Here is a 14,134-nt window from a genome sequence, read left to right on the forward strand (position 1 = left end):
CGCGCGAGCTAGTCGCGTGCCAGATCGGAGCGGACGACCGAGTAGATGACGTTGTCGCGCCACCGGCCGTCTCGGAAGCCGTAGCCGCGAAGGACTCCTTCGCGCGTGAAGCCGGCCTTCTCGAGCGCCCGCTGTTCGGCGCGGTTGTCGACCTCGGTCGTCGCTTCGACGCGGTTGAGCTGCGTGTGCGCGAAGAGGTATTCGACGAGCAGGCGCTGGGCCTCCGTGCCGTGGCCGTGGCCGCGCGCCTCGGGGACCAGCACCAGCCCGATGCTCCAGCAGTACGACGTCGGCCCGCTGCGGCTGCGGTGCCAGGACACCAGGCCCAGCAGGCGTCCGCCGAGCGTGGGCACCAGCATGCCGGTCTCGACGCTCAGCATCCCGGTCTCGCGCCACCGGCGGCGCAGGTAACCCGGGTCGTGCCAGCCGAACCACTGGTGCGCGCCCGCCGCGACCGGGTCGTTGGTCAGCTGCTCGAGCCGGTCGAGGTCGGACTCCGCGACCGGCCGGAGCACGACTCTGCTGACGTCGTCGTCCATCCGCCGACCCTATCGGCCGATCGACCGGATTCGCCGTGACAGCCCGGGTTCCACCCGGTGGAGGCACGCCCGGTCACAGAGCGGGTAGCAGCTCAGCCGAAGCTGCCGTGGCGGCCCGCGCCGCCGCTGAACTTCGCCGCGCCGTCGACCGCCTCGGCCGCGAGGACGCCGGTGCCCAACGCGGCGCCGAACTCCGCGGCCAGCGCGTCGTCTTCGGCCAGCCCCCACTGCCCGAGGGCCGACGCGCGGTCGCCGCGCAGGCAGGCCTGCGGGAACCCGGCGAGCTGCCGGGCCAGCTCCTGCGCCGCCGGCACCGCCTCGCCCGCGGGGACCAGCCGGTTCGCCAGGCCGATGGCCAGCGCCTCGGTGGCGTCGACCGGCCGTCCGGTCAGGATCAGGTCCATCGCCCGGGACTGGCCGATCAGCCGCGGCAGCCGCACGGTGCCGCCGTCGATCAGCGGGACGCCCCAGCGGCGGCAGAAGACCCCGAACACCGCGGTGGCGTCCGCGACCCGCAGGTCGCACCACAGCGCCAGCTCCAGGCCGCCCGCGACGGCGTGCCCGTGGACGGCCGCGATCACCGGCTTGCCGAGCGTCATCCGGGTCGGGCCCATCGGGCCGTCCCCGTCCGGGTGGGTGCGGTTCATCCGATCGGTGCCGATGGCCTTGAGGTCGGCGCCGGCGCAGAACGCGCCGCCCGCGCCGGTCAGCACCGCGACGGCGGCCTCGGGATCGGCGTCGAACGCGCGGAAGGCGGCGGCCAGCCCGGCCGCGGTGGGGCCGTCGACGGCGTTGCGGGCGGCGGGCCGGTCGATGGTGATCGTCGTCACGGCGCCGTCCCGCTCGACCAGCACGTTCCGCGTCATCGGGGCTCCCTGGGGTTGATCGGGGTGTCTTCCGGGCAAGCCTCTCCTAGAGTAGGGACCCTGCCACTCCCGGACGGGTTGGCGAGCCGGGGAGGAAGCACATGTCGAGCGGCGTGAAGAAGATCCTCATCGTGGGTGTGGTCGCGCTCGTGCTGTTCTTCCTGATCACCCAGCCCACGCAGTCCGCCGACTTCGTCCACCGCGTGCTCGGGTGGCTGAAGGACGGCGCCGAAGCGATCGTCACCTTCTTCCGGACGCTTTTTTCCTGACCCTGGGCCAGTCCCGTGAACCGGCGCCGCAATCGGGTGCGCCGGTGGTCACCGCGCGTGTCATCGGCCGGTAAATCACTCAGCGTCACGAATCCCAGATTTCGGGCTCTACGCTCGACCATCCGGGTGGATTGCGACTGAAAACGCGCAGGTCGGCGAATTCGTGCCTGCCGGGGTCTGGCGAAGGAGACCACCCCGGCCCTACGGTGCTCACATTGCGTGATCAGGTGGTTCTCCGAACCCCTCGGGAACCCCGGTACGCAGGCAGTTTCCACTCAGCAAGGTGCACTTGGTGCTTGCGGCGCAGCCGCGTGGGACAGGTGTCAGGACCTGTCCGTCGGGGACCTATGAGGAGGCAGGGATGACCGGAGATCCCGGAGTGGACGCGTTGATCCGGCAGTGGGCCGCCGAGCGCGAGCAGACCCCCGAGGAGCAGGAGGTCGACCGCATCGCTTCCGCGTGGCTGGCCGACGCCCCCGCACAAGCCCCGGGCATCCCCGGCCAGCGCGCCCGGTCGGGTTCCGCCCGCTGGGCCCAGGTCGAAGCGGCCGACCCCGGTTACCTCGACGCGATGCGCCGCAGGCTGCCGGAAGTGCCCGAAGAGCTCCTCACCGCCGCCGCGGGCTGGTGGCAGATGGTCGGCGGCGTCGCCGAGGCCGAGGAGTGGTGGGACGCCGGCATCAGCCCGCTCGACCAGCGGGCCCTCGACTACCGCGCGGCGGGTCTCTCGCCGTCGGACCTCAGCCGTCGCCTCGGCCCGATGACCGTTCTGCAGCACCTGCGCCGCGGCAGCGCCCCGGCCTGGTGCGTGGCGCGGCTCGCGCGTCAGCAGAAGTCCGCCTGACCGTGATGTCCGCCTGACCGGGCGGACTTCACTCGGCCGGGTGAACCGGTGTGGTGAGACGATCTCGGCGACCCGCGTAACGCTAACCTGCGCGGGCTCGTTGACTGATCGTCGACAACCACACCGGAGGACCGGAGTTTCGTGCGCACGAGTACCGGAAAGACCGAGGACGACCCGATCGACTCCGTCGACGAGCCCGCCCCCGCTGCCCCGGCACCGCGCTCCGCGGGCGTCGCCGTCCTCACCCGGCTGATCGTGGTCTTCGTCGTGCTGGCCGTCGCCGGTGGCGGCGTCTGGCTCGTCACCCGCGCGTCGACGCCCGAGGCGGGCCCGACCACCACCGAGATCCCCGCCCTGCAGGTCAAGGCGGCCGACGTCCGCCCGGGCTCGGTCGTCCCGGCCGGCGGCGCCGTCGCGGGCGGGGCCGACCCGCAGACGCCGCCGCAGCAGCAGGCCCAGTCCCGCAGCGCCACCGGTCCGGCGACGCTCTCGCAGTGGGCGGGCCAGGTCGCCGCGGCCAGCGGCGTCCCGGCGCGGGCGCTGACCGCCTACGGCAACGCCGAGCTGGCGATGCGCGCGAACCAGCCGAACTGCAAGATCTCGTGGGCGACGCTCGCCGGCATCGGCCGGATCGAGTCGAACCACGGCCAGTACGCCGGCGCCGTGCTCGGCGCGGACGGCCGGCCGTCGAAGCCGATCATCGGCGTCCCGCTCGACGGCTCGTCCGGCGTCCAGGCCATCGGCGACACCGACGGCGGCCGTTACGACGGCGACGCGGGGGTCGACCGCGCGGTCGGGCCGATGCAGTTCATCCCCAGCACGTGGCGCAAGTGGGCGTCCGACGGCAACGGCGACGGCCTCGGCGACCCGCAGCAGATCGACGACGCCGCCCTCGCCGCGGCCCGCTACCTGTGCGCGGGCGGCCGTGACATGCAGAGCCCGTCGGGCTGGTGGGCGGGCATCCTGTCGTACAACAACTCGACCGAGTACGCGCAGAAGGTGTTCGGCCTGGCCGACGGCTACGCGAAGGCCGCCCAGTCGGTGCGCAAGCAAGGCTGAGCCGCAAGCAAGGCTGAGCCCACGGGCCGGTAAAGGGCCGCCGACCTGCGCTGAGAGCCCGGCCACCCCGGGCGCGGTCGATCGCCGCCCCTCAGCCGGCCAGTGCTAGCTTGGGCCTCGTGCCAGCATCCCCTCCGCCGGCGGGGTCCCCCTGGGGCCGCCGGCTCGCGATCGTCGCGACGTGCCTGGTGAGCCTGCTGATCTGCTGCGGACTCGCCTGGTGGCAGTGGGACCGGTTCACCTCGGCGAACGGCACCTTCCAGAACCTCGGTTACGTCCTGCAGTGGCCGCTGTTCGGGCTGTTCCCGGCCTTCATGTTCTGGCGGATCCGGCAGCTGCGGCAGAAGGCCGAGGCCGAACCGGCGCCGGAATCGGCCACAGCACCGGCCCCCGTCGCCGAAGTGCCCGCCCCTCGCTCTCGCCCCGGCGTGCCGACGCCGGTGGACGACGAGGACGAGGAGCTGGCCGCGTACAACCGTTACCTGCGCGAGCTGAACGCCCGCGACCAGCAGGCCGCAGAGTGAGGCCGCAAAGTGAGGACGTCCCGATGACCACCCGCACCGACGGCGCCGCGCAGACCGCGGTCCCGCTCACCGGCCCCCTGGTCCGGTTCCGCACCGCCGCCTACGTCACCGGCGTCGGCCTGCTCGGCCTGTGCTTCGTGATGGTGCTGCGCTACGGCTTCGACAACCCGACGCCGTCCGCGGTGTACTCGCCGATCCACGGCGTGCTGTACATGATCTACCTGGTGCTGACCATCGACCTGGCCATCAAGGCCCGCTGGTCGATCAAGGGCACCGTGCTGGTGCTGCTGGCCGGCTGCGTCCCGTTCGTTTCGTTCCTCGTCGAGCGCAAGGTGACGCACAAGGTCAAGGCCGGCCGGAAGCTGTAACCGGCCGCGGACGGCCTGCGCGCGTGACGCAGGCCGCCCGGGACGTCGTCGAACAGCTCAGCGGCTCAGCTGCCGATGCCGGTCAGGGACCGGACTTCCATCTCGGCGTGCTTCTCCGCGTTCGCCTTCGGCTTGCCGACCAGCGTGCCGACGATGCCGCAGAGGAACGAGAACGGGATCGAGATCAGGCCCGGGTTCTTCAGCGGGAACCAGGCGAAGTCGACGCCCTTGAGGATCGAGTCGGGGGCGCCCGACACGACCGGGGAGAAGACCACCAGGAGCAGGCACGCGGTCAGGCCGCCGTAGATGCCCCACAGCGTGCCGGTGGTGTTGAACCGCTTCCAGAACAACGAGAACAGCAGCGTCGACAGGTTCGCCGACGCCGCGACGGCGAAGGCCAGCGCCACCAGGAACGCGATGTTCTGCCCGTTGGCCAGCACCCCGCCGACGATGGCGAGCGCGCCGACCACGATCGCGGTCAGCCGGGCCACCCGGACCTCGTCGGCCGGTTCGGCCTTGCCGCGCTTGAAGATGTTCGCGTAGACGTCGTGGGCGAACGAGGCCGACGCGGTGATCGTCAGCCCGGCGACCACGGCCAGGATCGTCGCGAACGCGACCGCGGCGATGATGCCGAGCAGCAGCGTCCCGCCGACGTGCAGGGCCAGCAGCGGCGCCGCCGAGTTCTCGCCGCCCGGGGCGCCCTTGATCTCGTCCGCGCCGACCAGCGCCGCCGCGCCGAAGCCGATCACCAGCGTGCACAGGTAGAACACGAACATGCACGCCGTCGCCCAGACGACCGAACGGCGCGCCTCCCGCGAGTTCGGCACCGTGTAGAAGCGCATCAGCACGTGCGGCAGGGCCGCCGCGCCGAGCACCAGGGCCAGCGCCAGGGACACGAAGTCGAGCTTGGTGGTGCCGTTCTTGCCGTACGAGCCGCCCGGCTCGAGGAGCTTGTCGCCGAGCGGGCTGTTCTCGGCCGCCGAGGACAGCAGGTTCGAGAACCCGAAGCCGAACTTGCCGAACAGGAACACCGTCAGCAGCACGCCGCACATCAGCAGGATGGCCGCCTTGATGATCTGCACCCAGGTGGTGCCCTTCATCCCGCCGACCAGCACGTACAGCACCATGATCAGGCCGACGACGCCGATCACCAGCGCCTGGCCGAGCTTGGAGTGCACGTTGAGCAGCAGCGCCACCAGGCCGCCGGCGCCCGCCATCTGCGCCAGCATGTAGAAGAACGAGATGACCAGGGTCGACGTCGCCGCCGCGGCGCGGACCGGGCGCTGCTTCATCCGGAAGCTCAGGACGTCGCCCATCGTGAACCGGCCGGTGTTGCGCAGCAGCTCCGCGATGAGCAGCAGGTCCACCAGCCAGGCGACGAGGAACCCGATCGAGTAGAGGAAGCCGTCGTAGCCGTGGATCGCGATGGCGCCGGCGATGCCGAGGAACGACGCCGCCGACAGGAAGTCGCCCGACAGCGCGATGCCGTTCTGGCGGCCGGTGAACGCGCTGCCCGCGGCGTAGTAGTCCGACGTCGAGGAGTTCCGGGAGCTGGCCCGGTAGACGACGTACAGCGTGATCGCCACGAACAGGGCGAACACGGCGGTGTTGACGATCGGGTCGCTGGCGGGCACACCCGCGGCGAGCACGGCCGTCGGTGCCGTCGGTGCCGTCATCGGGGGGTCCCTTCGGTCAGGCCCTCGCGGGCCCTCAGCTCGGCCACCCGCGGGTCGAGCTGGGTGCGGGCGTAGCGCAGGTAGAGCCAGGTGACGAGCGCGGTGCTGGCGAACTGGCCGATGCCGAGCAGGATGCCGACGTTGACCTGGCCGAACACCTTGGTGCTCATGAAGTCGTGCGCGTAGGCGGCCAGCAGCACGTAGGTCATGTACCAGGCGAAGAAGGCCAGGCTCATCGGGAAGACGAACCCGCGGAACCGCCGGCGCAGGGCGGTGAACTCGCGGCCGGCCTGGATCCCGGCGTAGTCGGGACCCGAGCGGGGACGGGGCTGGCGGTGCTGGCCGTGTCGGCCATCGGACGGGTGATCCCCGGTGAACAGGGCCGGCATCTGGCCGGTCTCTTCCAGGGCGTTGCCCGTCGCGGGGCGCGCGACGTCGTACATGGGTTGCCTCCGGCAGAAAGCCTTCCGTGGCGGCGGGGCTGCTGGCCCTGCGAGCAGGGCACCGGGCCGCCCTTGCGGACTGCGAAGCGCACATCGTAACTACGCCGTCCGGCTGCCCGAAAAGGCGCCGGGTCGTTTGCGGGTCACCGCGGCGCGGTATTCGTTTTCTTGTCGAAAATGTCGAAACCCGGACTTAGTCGAGTTCGCGGACGGGTTACCCACAATGAGGAAAGAATTGTGACGCCGCGCTGTCCTACTTAGCGGTAGCCGGGGCAAATGGGCTAACCGTGCTGGACAGTCGTCAAGACGTGTCACCTGGAGTAGTCGTGAGGGTCCGGGGTCGCCTCGGAGAGGGTCCCCCCGGTGCGGGCGTGGCGGAGGAGATCCACTGGTCATCCGTGCTCCCGAATGGAATCACCAGGTCGAGCGACGATCGCCCGGAATGCCACAACATCGGGCACACATTGAGACTTGACCCACTCGATGGGGGTACGGAGTGTAGATCGTCCGAGGGAACTTGGTCGGCCAGGTGGGCTAATCGGGTGACGACCGGACGCCCACGACGGCCGCGTCCGGTAATCGGAATTCCCTCTTCCGCCCCGGCCGTGCAGAATGAGTCCGCCCACTACCGGGCCGGAAAGTACTTTTCGCAGGTCAGGGCCCGAGTCGGGAACACAATTGACCGGCCGGGCCGCGGGGGTACGATTCTTTGGCCCAGCTGACCGCAGCGATCCGATTGGCACCGATTAAGTTGATCTCGACGACCGTGCAGACCGCAACTTGCGCCGTGCACGTGCAGAGTCCCGGGAACGGGACGCCGGGACGGTGCTCGCTGCGCGCGGCCGGAGGGGCAGCCGGGGACGTGCGAGGGGGCCCGGGGAGCGGCTGGGCGGTGGCGGCACGACCGCCCGCCGGAACGCCGCGAGCCGGGACGCCGTGCGGCCGACGCGGATCCATGACGCCGGACAGGGAGTCACTCACGTGACCGTTGCAGGAGAAGGTCAGGTGCCCGTCGGGGAACTGCTCGGCCGAGCACCCCGGCGGTCGAAGGGGAAGGCCGTCTTGCAGGCGCTCGTGCGCTGGCGCGACTGGAGCCTCCCCGTCAAGCTCTCGGCCGTCACCGTCGTGCCCATCGTCCTCGCGATGGTGCTCGGCATCACGACGATCGCCGGCCAGGTCGGCCGCTCGGACGACTACCAGCGGCTCGACCGGCTCGTCGCGCTCGGCGTCCAGGTGCGCGCGCTCACCAGCGCGCTGCAACAGGAACGCACGGTCACCGCGGCGATGCTGACCGACGGCACCGTCGGCGGCACGCCCGAGCTGGCGACGGCCCGCAAGGCGACCGACGCCGCGGTCGGCCCGTTCACCGACGCGCAGGCCCGCGGGTCCGCCATCGAGCCCGGCGTGGCCGGGGCGGCGGGCGCGGCCACCGCGCAGGTCAACAACCTCGACTTCCTCCGCCGTCAGGTCGACGGCGGCCAGCTCGACCCGGGCCAGGCCGTCACCGCGTACTCCGGGGTCACCGGCGCGCTGATCGGCCTCGACACCGCGGCCACCGCCGGCGCCGGCGACGGCACCCTCGGCGGCACGCCCGCCGGGCTGCACGAGCTGCTCGTCGCGGGCGAGCAGGTGTCGCTCAGCCAGGCGATGGTGTCCTACGGCATCAACCGCGGCGCGCTCTCGCCGAGCGAGCTGGCCACCCTCCGCGCCGCCGAGCTGCGGCTGGCCGACCGGCTCGTCGACTTCCGGGCCGCGGCGGGCGACGCGCTGCAGCGCGACTTCTCGGCGATCGCCGAAGGCACCGACGCGCAGAGCCGCGCCCGGATGGTCGAGTCCGTGCTCGGCGCGCAGCCCGACACCGCGCGGGCCGCCTTCCGCGCCCTCTCCGCGACCGACTGGAACATCGCGTCCACGGCGATGCGGGCGCAGATCGCCCAGGTCGCCGACCGCCTCGGCACGCAGGCGTCGGACACGTCGTCGTCGATGGTCGAGGAGGCCAGCAGCGGCGCGGGCCTGCTCGCGGTGCTGCTGTTCGCCGCGCTGGTGCTCGCCGTCGCGGTCGTCTTCCTCATCACCCGCCAGCTGCTGCGCTCGCTGAAGGTGCTGCGCCGCAGCGCTCTCGACGTCGCCGAGACCGCGCTGCCCGAAGCCGTCCGCAACATCCAGGAAGGCCGCGCGCAGGGCACGGACGTCACGCCGGTGCCGATCCGCACCGACGACGAGGTCGGCGAAGTGGCGCGCGCCTTCGACAAGGTGCACCACCAGGCGCTGCGGCTGGCGACCGAGCAGGCCGCGATGCGCACCGGCTACGGCAGCGTGTTCGTCAACCTGTCCCGGCGCAGCCAGAGCCTGGTGCAGCGGCAGCTGCAGCTGATCGAGCAGCTGGAGCGCGACGAAGAGGACGCCGACCAGCTGGCGACGCTGTTCCAGCTCGACCACCTCGCCACCCGCATGCGGCGCAACAACGAGAACCTGATGGTCCTCTCCGGCGCCGAGCCGGGCCGCCGCTCCGGCAAGCCGGTCGGCACCACCGACATGCTCCGCGCCGCGGTGTCGGAGATCGAGCAGTACCAACGGGTCCAGGTGCAGCCGCCGCCCCCGGCGCGGATCGTCGGGTACGCCGCGAGCGACCTGATGCGCCTGGTCGCCGAGCTGCTGGACAACGCGACCGCGTTCTCCGCGCCGGAGACGTCGGTGACGGTGGCGTCGCGGCTGGGCGACGACGGCTCGCTCAACATCGACATCCTCGACAAGGGCATCGGCATGAACGAGGCCGAGGTCACCGAGGCGAACACCCGGCTGACCGAGGCCGGGTCGGTCGACCTGGCGACGTCCCGCCGGATGGGCCTGTTCGTGGTCGGCCGGCTCGCCAGCCGGCACCGGATCGGGGTCTCGCTGCACGGCGGCAAGGACATCGTCGGCGTCCGGGCCACCGTCGTCGTCCCGGCGGAGCTGGTGATGCCGGTGACCGACGGTCCGCTGACCGGCCAGATCGGCACGGTGCAGCAGTCGCCCCTGGGCTCGGCCGGCATGCTGCCGCGCCGTCAGGTCAACGGCAGCTCCCGCCCGCAGCCGGTCGTCCCGCAGCAGCCGCCGATGGGGGAGGAGCGGTGGCCGTCGGCCAGCGACCTCGCCGGGCTGGCCAACGGGCACGGCCCCGGCGCCGAGCGGCCGCCGACGGACCTGGAGATCTCGGGCACGGACCTGTTCGCCCCGATCCCGAAGGACGACCCGGCCCCGCCGCCGCGGCCGACCCTGCCGCCGGTGCCCGCGGTGCTGCCGGTGCCGCAGCCGCCGCGCCACGACGACCTGCCCTCGGGCAAGGACCTGTTCTCCGCCAACGAGACCACGCTCAGCGACTGGTGGCGGCACGCGACCGGGAAGCCGTCCCCGGCGGCCAAGCCCGCCCCGGCCCCGGCCCCGGCACCGGCGCTGGACCGCTCCGAGACGACGCCGATCTTCGACGAGATGCTGTCCGCGTGGTTCCGCGAGGACAAGCCCGCCGAGAAGCCGGCCACTGAGAAGCCGGCCACTGAGAAGCCGGCCGCCGAGAAGACCGCTACTGAGAAGACCGCTACTGAGAAGACCGCCGGGAAGCCGGTGCCGGCCGCGGCGACACCGGTCGTCGACGAGGAGTCCGTCGCCGACGAGGAAGCGGCGCCCGAAGAGGAGCCGGCCGCGGAGCCGGAGGGCCGCAGCTGGGACTTCGCGAGCGACGAAGAGTTCCGCACGGTCCAGGCGGTCACGAAGGCCGAGCCGACGGCGTTCACCGACGCGGGCCTCCCGCGCCGCCGCCGCGGCGAGCAGCTCATGCCGGGCAGCGCGACCTCCAGCCCGGCGGCCTTCGCCTCACCGGCCCCGGCGGGCTCGGACCTCCCGGTCCGCGACCCGGCGGACGTCCGCGGCCGCTTGAGCAGCTTCCAGCAGGGCGTGACCCGGGGCCGCCAGGAAGCCCGCGAAGCCGCAGCGGCCCAGGGCGCGGAGACGGGCAGCGAGCAGCAGGACTCGCTGTCGCAGGCGGACGCCCAGCCCGACGCTCAGCTGAGCCGCCAGAACGGCTTGCCGCAGCCGGGCGAGAACGGGTTGTCGCCGGCGGCCGAGCAGAACGGGTTGTCGCAGGCCGAGCAGTGGTCGGGTCAGCCGGCCGGACTGCCGCAGGCCGGCGAGGACGAGTCGTACGGCTCGCTCGAGCCGGACGAGCAGTCGCCGGCCGAGTCGAACGGTCTGCCGCAGCAGGGGCAGCAGTGGTCGGGCCGGTCGAACGGACAGCCGCAGTCCGGTCAGAAGAACGGCCTGCCGCAGTCAGGACAGCAGTCGAACGGCCAGCAGCAGCCGAACGGCCTGCCGCAGTCTGGTAGGCAGAACGGTCTCTCGCAGCCAGGCCAGCAGCCGAACGGACAGCAGCAGTCTGGTCAGCAGAACGGTCCGTCGCAGCCAGGCCAGCAGCCGAACGGCCTGCCGCAGCCGAACCAGGTGAACGGCCTGCGACAGCCGGGTCAGCAACCAGGCCAGCAGCAGCCGGGCGGGCAGCAACCTGGCCAGCGGCAGCCGGGCGGGCAGCCCGATCCCCAGCAGCCGGGCCAGCCGTCCGCGGCGCGGCATTCCGGTGAGCCGCAGCCGGCGGGTCAGCCGTCGGGGTTCCACCAGTTCGGCGGGCCGCAGCCGGGTCAGCAGGCCGAGCAGCAGCAGTCCGACGAGTCGCAGTTTCCGCAGTCCGGTGGACCGCAGTTCCCGCAGCCTGATGGAACCCAGTTCCCGCAGTCCGACGGGCCGCAGTTCCCGCCGTCTGATGGAACCCAGTTCCTGCCGTCCGACGGGTCGCAGTTCCCGCAGTCCGGTGGGCCGGAAGCGGGGCCCTATCCCGGTTCCCGGCCGTCGGCGCCGCAGCGGGCGGCCTTTCAGCCGCCCGATGGGCAGCCCGGCGATCCGTCCCGGCCGGGGGCTTACCAGCCCGGCGGGCAGCAGGCGTTCCGGCCGCCCTCGGCCTACCAGCAGCCCGGCGATCGGCAACCCCGGCCGTCGGGGCCGCACCAGCCTGGTGGGCCGCAGGCGTACCGGCAGCCCGGCTCCGGGCAGTTCTCCCTGCCGCGGCAATTCGGCGGGCAGCCGCCGATGCCGCCGCAGCCGGGGTCCGGCCGTCCGTTCCAAGAACAGCCGCCGGGGGCCTACCGGCAGCCGTCGGCCTTCCCGCAGCCCGGACAACACCCGAGCCGGCCCGGACAGCAACAACCGGGCCAGCAGCAACCGGGCCAGCAGCAACCTGGGCAACAGCAACCCAGTCAGCAACAACCCGGGCAACAGCAACCAGGGCAGCAACCGGGCCAGCGGCCGGACCAGCAGGAGCTGCCCCAGCAGGGCGGACACCCCGCCTTCCAGGACCAGCCGCCCCCGGCGCTGCCGACCCGGCGGCCCGGCTCGGCACCCGAGCCGGCCGAGCTGCCGGACGAGACTCCGACGCCCCGCCGGGAAGACGCCGCCCTGGAGGCGACGGCGGAGTGGAACTTCGGCTCGGACGAAGGCTGGCGGACCGTGCAAGCGGTGTCCCAGTCGGCGCCCGCCACGTTCACTTCGGCAGGATTGCCCCGGCGCCGCCGCGGGGAGCAGCTGCTCCCGGGCAGCGCCGCACCGCCCACCGGGGCCGCGGCCCCCCGACCACAACGCGACGCACACGACGTGCGCGGTCGCCTGCGCAGTTTCCAGCAGGGCATCGAGCGCGGACGCCACCGCAACGCTCGGGCGACCGAGACGAACCACGAGACACTGGAGGGTGAATGACCTCGCCGAGTAGCGCTCAGCCGACGCAGAATCAGTTCGGCTGGCTGGTCAACGACTTCGCCGAGCGAGTACCCGGCGTGGCGCACGCGGTGGTCGTCTCGGCGGACGGCCTGCTGCTGTCCGCGTCGAACCGGCTTCCGCTCGACCGGGCCGACCAGCTCGCCGCGGTCGCGTCGGGACTGGTCAGCCTGACTCAGGGCGCCGCACGGTGCTTCGAGGCCGGCGCGGTGAACGAGACGGTGGTGGAGATGGAGCTGGGGATCATGGTGCTGATGTCGATCAGCGACGGATCGTGCCTGGCCGTGCTCGCCGCCCCCAACTGCGACATCGGCCAGGTCGCGTACGAAATGACGATGCTCGTCGACCGGGTCGGCCAGATCCTGACCCCGGAGCTGCGCGCCCAGCTCCAGGGTTCGGGTGGGTCCCTGATCGGCGAACCGGTGGGATGATGGCGCGATGAGCACGGGTTCCGGATCTGCCGGCGAACCCCCGGAGGCGGAGGCCCCCGGTCATGGAGGCGACGGCACTTTTGCCGACGTCTTCAACGGGTTCTCCCTGGATTCCGGCCGTGCCCGCCGGAAGCGCAAGAAGGGCAAGGAGTCCCCGCCACCCCCGGCCGCCGGTGCGCACGCGGCCGCGGAACCGCCGGCGCCACCAGCGCCGTCGGCCGACCAAGGAGATCGAGTGACCTCTTTAGTCTCTCCACCCGGCAGTACCGACTCGGATGGCCCCCGACCAGGGGGTTTGTTCGATCCGGGCCCACCCAGCGGCGAGTTTGTGATGCCCGCGGTGTTCGAGCAGGCGCCCTCTCCCGAGGATCAGACGGCGATTGTCCGGCCCTACGCGCTAACCGGCGGACGCACTCGGGCAAACTACGCCCTGGAGCTGGAGACATTGGTCTCCGCGAGGGACTACGCTACCGGTGGCTTCCCCGAGGTTGCCGCGGAGCAGATCGAGTGCGTCTCGATCATGGAAGAGTGCCGGACCCCCCGTTCGGTCGCCGAGATCGTGTCGGTGATGCGGCTGCCTCTGGGCGTGGCCCGGGTGCTGATCAGCGACGCGGCGGACGCGGGGCTGGTCACGGTGCACAAGACGATAACGGGCAATGACGGCGCCGAGGCACATCTGGTGTTGATGGAAAGGGTTTTGAGTGGACTCCGTCGGCTTTAAGGCACCGCGGGAAACCGCGCCCCCGACCATGACATCCGCCAAGATCGTGGTGGCGGGCGGCTTCGGCGCGGGGAAGACGACGTTCGTCGGGTCGGTGTCGGAGATCGTTCCGCTCACCACCGAGGCGATGATGACCGACGCGAGCCGCGGCATCGACAACCTCGACCAGACGCCGAACAAGTCGACGACCACCGTCGCGATGGACTTCGGCCGGGTGTCGCTGGACGCGGACCTGATCCTCTACCTGTTCGGCACGCCCGGGCAGCAGCGGTTCTGGTTCATGTGGGACGACCTGGTCCGCGGCGCCATCGGCGCGGTGATCCTGGCCGACACCCGCAGGCTGGCGGACTCGTTCGCGCCGATCGACTTCTTCGAGGACCGCGGTCTGCCCTACATCGTCGGCGTGAACACGTTCGACGGCGTACTGGAGCACGACATCAACGACGTCCGCGAGGCGCTGTCGATCGACCCGAACATCCCGATCGTCCGCTGTGACGCCCGGGACCGGGAGTCGACGAAGCAGACGTTGATCACGCTGGTCGAGTACGCGATGCGGCAGTGGATCGCGCTGCGGGCGGCCAACGCGCGCTGACGCCGTCAG

Annotated in this window: 13 protein-coding genes; 9 read left to right on the top strand and 4 right to left on the bottom strand. The window is 71.9% G+C overall.

The features are described from left to right. Positions 1-8: 8 nt before the first annotated feature. The gene (locus OG439_RS01680) at positions 9-539 is read right to left on the bottom strand and encodes a GNAT family N-acetyltransferase (protein ID WP_247063279.1); all 531 of its coding nucleotides are present in this window, start codon (positions 537-539) and stop codon (positions 9-11) included. 92 nt (positions 540-631) lie between these two features. Beyond that, positions 632-1,405 (bottom strand): crotonase/enoyl-CoA hydratase family protein, encoded by a 774-nt coding sequence (locus tag OG439_RS01685; protein WP_326947570.1) that lies wholly within the window; start codon positions 1,403-1,405, stop codon positions 632-634. Between the two features lie 101 nt (positions 1,406-1,506). Here OG439_RS01685 and OG439_RS01690 point away from each other — a divergent pair, with 101 nt between their 5' ends. The 5 genes from OG439_RS01690 (at position 1,507) to OG439_RS01710 (ending at position 4,469) form a co-directional block, all read left to right on the top strand. Further along, complete coding sequence (locus OG439_RS01690) at positions 1,507-1,674, top strand: hypothetical protein (RefSeq protein WP_323333010.1); 168 nt, start codon at positions 1,507-1,509, stop codon at positions 1,672-1,674. Positions 1,675-2,035: 361 nt separating this feature from the next. Further along, positions 2,036-2,518, top strand: a complete 483-nt coding sequence (locus OG439_RS01695) for a helix-turn-helix transcriptional regulator (protein WP_247063287.1) — start codon at positions 2,036-2,038, stop codon at positions 2,516-2,518. Positions 2,519-2,659: 141 nt separating this feature from the next. Further along, on the top strand, positions 2,660-3,577 hold the full coding sequence (locus tag OG439_RS01700; protein ID WP_326947571.1) for a lytic transglycosylase domain-containing protein: 918 nt from the start codon (positions 2,660-2,662) through the stop codon (positions 3,575-3,577). A 119-nt stretch (positions 3,578-3,696) separates the two neighbouring features. Then, positions 3,697-4,101 carry a hypothetical protein gene (locus OG439_RS01705; protein WP_442788236.1) on the top strand — a complete coding sequence of 135 codons (405 nt, stop codon included), beginning with the start codon at positions 3,697-3,699 and terminating at the stop codon, positions 4,099-4,101. Between the two features lie 23 nt (positions 4,102-4,124). Then, entirely contained in the window at positions 4,125-4,469 is a 345-nt protein-coding gene (locus OG439_RS01710; RefSeq protein WP_326947572.1) for a DUF3817 domain-containing protein, read from the top strand. 65 nt (positions 4,470-4,534) lie between these two features. Here OG439_RS01710 and OG439_RS01715 read toward each other — a convergent pair whose 3' ends face one another. Then, positions 4,535-6,145 (bottom strand): solute symporter family protein, encoded by a 1,611-nt coding sequence (locus OG439_RS01715; protein ID WP_326947573.1) that lies wholly within the window; start codon positions 6,143-6,145, stop codon positions 4,535-4,537. Then, a complete protein-coding gene (locus tag OG439_RS01720; protein ID WP_326947574.1) occupies positions 6,142-6,588 on the bottom strand; it encodes a DUF485 domain-containing protein in 447 nt (148 codons plus the stop codon). The genes OG439_RS01715 and OG439_RS01720 overlap by 4 nt, the downstream gene beginning before the upstream one ends. A 1,005-nt stretch (positions 6,589-7,593) precedes the next feature. Between OG439_RS01720 and OG439_RS01725 the strand changes: the two genes are divergently transcribed. Genes OG439_RS01725 through OG439_RS01740 form a run of 4 tightly spaced genes read left to right on the top strand, consistent with a single transcriptional unit; the run spans position 7,594 to position 14,125 of the window. Further along, the gene (locus OG439_RS01725; protein WP_326951467.1) at positions 7,594-12,363 is read left to right on the top strand and encodes a sensor histidine kinase; all 4,770 of its coding nucleotides are present in this window, start codon (positions 7,594-7,596) and stop codon (positions 12,361-12,363) included. Next, positions 12,360-12,812, top strand: a complete 453-nt coding sequence (locus OG439_RS01730) for a roadblock/LC7 domain-containing protein (protein ID WP_247063292.1) — start codon at positions 12,360-12,362, stop codon at positions 12,810-12,812. Before OG439_RS01725 ends, OG439_RS01730 begins: the two co-directional genes overlap by 4 nt. 7 nt (positions 12,813-12,819) lie before the next feature. Then, positions 12,820-13,533, top strand: coding sequence for a DUF742 domain-containing protein (locus OG439_RS01735; protein WP_247063293.1), 714 nt, complete (start codon positions 12,820-12,822; stop codon positions 13,531-13,533). 28 nt (positions 13,534-13,561) lie between these two features. After that, positions 13,562-14,125: a GTP-binding protein gene (locus OG439_RS01740; protein ID WP_247063294.1), complete on the top strand. Its 564-nt coding sequence runs from the start codon at positions 13,562-13,564 to the stop codon at positions 14,123-14,125. Positions 14,126-14,134: the final 9 nt, after the last annotated feature.

This window comes from Amycolatopsis sp. NBC_01307 (genome assembly GCF_035975215.1).
Classification (GTDB): Bacteria; Actinomycetota; Actinomycetes; order Mycobacteriales; family Pseudonocardiaceae; genus Amycolatopsis.

What these genes read in the sequence shown, in the direction of transcription:
- OG439_RS01680 (WP_247063279.1), bottom strand. Translation starts at nt 539, where the DNA reads ATGGACGACGACGTCAGCAGAGTCGTGCTCCGGCCGGTCGCGGAGTCC.
- OG439_RS01685 (WP_326947570.1), bottom strand. Translation starts at nt 1,405, where the DNA reads ATGACGCGGAACGTGCTGGTCGAGCGGGACGGCGCCGTGACGACGATC.
- OG439_RS01690 (WP_323333010.1), top strand. Translation starts at nt 1,507, where the DNA reads ATGTCGAGCGGCGTGAAGAAGATCCTCATCGTGGGTGTGGTCGCGCTC.
- OG439_RS01695 (WP_247063287.1), top strand. Translation starts at nt 2,036, where the DNA reads ATGACCGGAGATCCCGGAGTGGACGCGTTGATCCGGCAGTGGGCCGCC.
- OG439_RS01710 (WP_326947572.1), top strand. Translation starts at nt 4,125, where the DNA reads ATGACCACCCGCACCGACGGCGCCGCGCAGACCGCGGTCCCGCTCACC.
- OG439_RS01715 (WP_326947573.1), bottom strand. Translation starts at nt 6,145, where the DNA reads ATGACGGCACCGACGGCACCGACGGCCGTGCTCGCCGCGGGTGTGCCC.
- OG439_RS01720 (WP_326947574.1), bottom strand. Translation starts at nt 6,588, where the DNA reads ATGTACGACGTCGCGCGCCCCGCGACGGGCAACGCCCTGGAAGAGACC.
- OG439_RS01730 (WP_247063292.1), top strand. Translation starts at nt 12,360, where the DNA reads ATGACCTCGCCGAGTAGCGCTCAGCCGACGCAGAATCAGTTCGGCTGG.
- OG439_RS01735 (WP_247063293.1), top strand. Translation starts at nt 12,820, where the DNA reads ATGAGCACGGGTTCCGGATCTGCCGGCGAACCCCCGGAGGCGGAGGCC.
- OG439_RS01740 (WP_247063294.1), top strand. Translation starts at nt 13,562, where the DNA reads ATGACATCCGCCAAGATCGTGGTGGCGGGCGGCTTCGGCGCGGGGAAG.